Raw genomic sequence first — 3,185 nt, 5'->3', positions numbered from 1 at the left:
CCTTAGAAGAAAATTTTAGAACTTTGTCTTCAATCGAAGGGCAATATCTCGGGCCTATGGAATGGATTAACTTCACATCGCCATAAAGAGGGGAGAATTGTATATCGCGCCTGATTATCGAATGAGTTCTTGGATTGGTTTTAGTGAGCCAGCAAGGGCTATCCTTAGGCAACACTCTTGGCTCAGAGAAATAGGAAAATGCAAGAGGAGTATCGGAAGTGTCCTGCCTTTCCATTTTTGAAAAGTCTATGGAACTTCCAAGTATTCTGGCCGGCGTCCCTGTTTTGAAACGTGCAAGTTTAAAGCCGAGTTTTTTTAACGATTCGCTGAGCATTTTTGAAGGGAATTCTCCTAAACGCCCGGCTTCAAATGCTTTTGGACCAATGAAGATCTTTCCACCTAAAAAAGTTCCAGTTGTTATAATAGCCGCTTTACAACGGTAAACTTGGCCGAAATGTGTTACGACACCAGCAACTTTACCATTTTCAACCAGAATTTCTGTCGCTATGGCGCTTCTTAAATAGAGATTCTCTTGATTTTCAAGAGCTCTTTTCATCTCAATGCTATATTCTTTTTTGTCTATTTGAGCCCTTAATGCTCTGACAGCAGGTCCTTTGCTGGTATTGAGCATGCGAATATTTATGGCCGTTTTATCAGTTGTTTTTGCTATTTGGCCGCCCAGGGCATCAACTTCCCTTGCGACAACACCTTTGGCTGGACCGCCTACTGCCGGATTGCAAGGTGCCCAACCGACGGTGTCAAGATTTATGGCAAGTACAAGAGTTTTCATTCCAGCTTTAGCAGAAGCCAACCCAGCTTCGATGCCAGCATGACCCGCACCAACAACAACAATGTCGAAACTGTAATCATCTATTGTGCTTCTCATAACATCTCCCTCCTATCCTATTAATTGTACAACAGAAAGGAGGCTTGAAGATGAAAGTCCGATTTACAGATACGACCTTGAGAGATGCACATCAGTCATTACTTGCGACAAGATTGACAACCGAAGAGCTTGTCGGGGTCGCTTCGCTTATAGATGAGGTGGGGTATAACAGTGTTGAAATATGGGGAGGGGCAACTTTCGACGTTTCGGTCCGTTACCTTGGTGAGGATCCGTGGGAAAGGCTTGATAGGATAAGAGAACAATTTAGGAAGACAAAGATTCAAATGCTTTTACGCGGTCAGAACCTTCTGGGGTATCGTCATTATGCCGATGATGTTGTGGAACTCTTTGTGAAAAAAGTAGCTGACCATGGGATGGACATAGTCAGGGTATTTGATGCTCTCAATGATTTTAGAAATCTGGAAAAAGCAAGTAGAGAAGTAAAAAAGCACAAAATGCATCTACAAGTTGCCATATCTTATACTACCAGCCCTGTACACAATGTTGAATATTTTACAAGCCTTGCTAAAAGTGCATACGAAGAGTTGCACGCGGATTCTTTGTGTATTAAAGATATGGCGGGACTTCTCACCCCTGGAGAGGCAAAGAGACTGGTCAAGAGCATAAAGCAGAATTGCCCATTACCTCTTGAAATACACGCACATTTCACAACCGGGCTGGCAGATCTCACCTATCTAGCTGCAGCAGAAGCGGGCGCTGAAATCGTGGATACGGCAATAAGTGCTCTGGCATATGGTACATCACAACCGGCTGTTGAAAGTTTGTGGGTATCCATGAACAGTCTCGGATACGCTGATAAACCAAACTTAAAACTTCTCAAAACCATTAGTGACTATTTCTCAACAGTCAGAGCAAAACATGCCGATCACGATGTATCGTTGTTAACCATCAAACCAGAGGTGTTAACCAACCAAATCCCGGGTGGCATGTATTCCAACATGATCAACCAATTAAAATCCCAGAAGGCCCTTGATAAGCTGGAAGAGGTGCTTGATGAGGTACCGAAAGTAAGGAAAGATCTTGGTTATCCTCCACTTGTCACCCCAACTTCCCAGATTGTTGGCGTCCAGGCTGTTTTGAATGTGCTTACCGGTGAACGCTACAAAATCATAACGAAAGAAACCGAGAAATATGTGCTGGGTTATTACGGCACTCCCCCGGCACCTGTGAATCCAGAACTAAAAAACCGCATTGAATCTAAAGGCAGCAAGGCTATTACAGGTAGAGCAGCGGATTATATTGAGCCAGAGGTTTTAAGCTCAAGAGAGAAATTCAAGACCATCGCAAAATCAGACGAGGATTTGTTGATACTCCTTTTATTGGGAGAAGTGGGAAGAAAATATCTGGTTGGCAAATATGAGAAAGAACTGGGAATTGATTTCTCGTTGATATCTGATTTTTCTGATACAGCTATTGTATATCCCGTGTAGAAAGGCGTAGTTAGAAGAAGCATAGGAAAATAATTGATTGATAATCGGAGATATTTACCGTTTTTTTGGTATAATCATAAGTAGGAAGTAAGCATTATCATGTTGCCCTTCTGGAGAAATTGATAAAATTGTATTGAGGCAATTTGCTTAAATCAATATAAGGGAGGTCGAAAGAATGAAGAAACTTGCTCTCGTGTTAATGATTGTTTTTGCAGTAGCATCTCTTCTCAGTGCAAAAATCGTCATCTGGTCTTCAGAAAATCAGATACCAGCTCTTCAAAAATTGGCTGCTGACTTTGAAAGGGACTACGGTATTGAAGTGGAAATTCAGCAGGTTAATTTCGGTGACATCAAATCCAAATTCCTCACAGCCGCTCCTGCTGGAGAAGGTCCTGATATAATTGTTGGTGCACATGACTGGGTAGGGGAACTCGCTGCGAACGGGCTTCTTGAGCCCATCCCGTTCCTTCCTGATGCCGATCAGTACTACGAAGTGTCCCTCGATGCTTTTAGCTACCAGGGGAAACTCTATGGCGTTCCATATACTATTGAATCCATCGGTATCATTTATAACAAAGATCTTATTGAAGAAGCGCCAAAAACAATTGATGAGCTCGAACAAATGGCCGCGGAGGTTGCAGATGATGAAGTAGTTGGTTTTGTTTACGATGCTGGCAACTTCTATTTCTCATTCCCCTTTATAGCTGGTTATGGTGGCTATATCTTCAAAAGCACTGAAAGTGGTCTTGATGTGAATGATATAGGGCTCAACAACGAAGGTGCAATTAAAGGGGTCAGTCTTATCAAGAAATGGTTCGACGATGGGCTTATCCCTCAAGGTGCCAATT

At 42.6% G+C, this 3,185-nt stretch carries 3 protein-coding genes; 2 read left to right on the top strand and 1 reads right to left on the bottom strand.

All coding sequences use genetic code 11. The annotated features are described in order from the left end of the window. The coding region (locus AC3LHT_RS09850; protein ID WP_488662764.1) for an FAD-dependent oxidoreductase at positions 1-886 on the bottom strand (886 nt) is incomplete at its 3' end. A gap of 50 nt (positions 887-936) precedes the next feature. Here AC3LHT_RS09850 and AC3LHT_RS09845 point away from each other — a divergent pair. Together AC3LHT_RS09845 and AC3LHT_RS09840 are read left to right on the top strand one after the other, a co-directional pair. Beyond that, positions 937-2,337: a pyruvate carboxylase subunit B gene (locus AC3LHT_RS09845; RefSeq protein ID WP_488662763.1), complete on the top strand. Its 1,401-nt coding sequence runs from the start codon at positions 937-939 to the stop codon at positions 2,335-2,337. A 175-nt stretch (positions 2,338-2,512) separates the two neighbouring features. Next, the coding region (locus tag AC3LHT_RS09840; protein WP_488662762.1) for a sugar ABC transporter substrate-binding protein at positions 2,513-3,185 on the top strand (673 nt) is incomplete at its 3' end.

The organism is Kosmotoga sp. (genome assembly GCF_982836095.1).
Note: the sequence above shows the minus strand (reverse complement) of the source record. Positions and strands in the feature narration are given on the sequence as shown.

Coding starts and splice junctions, on each gene's coding strand:
- AC3LHT_RS09845 (WP_488662763.1), top strand. CDS start 937: ATGAAAGTCCGATTTACAGATACGACCTTGAGAGATGCACATCAGTCA.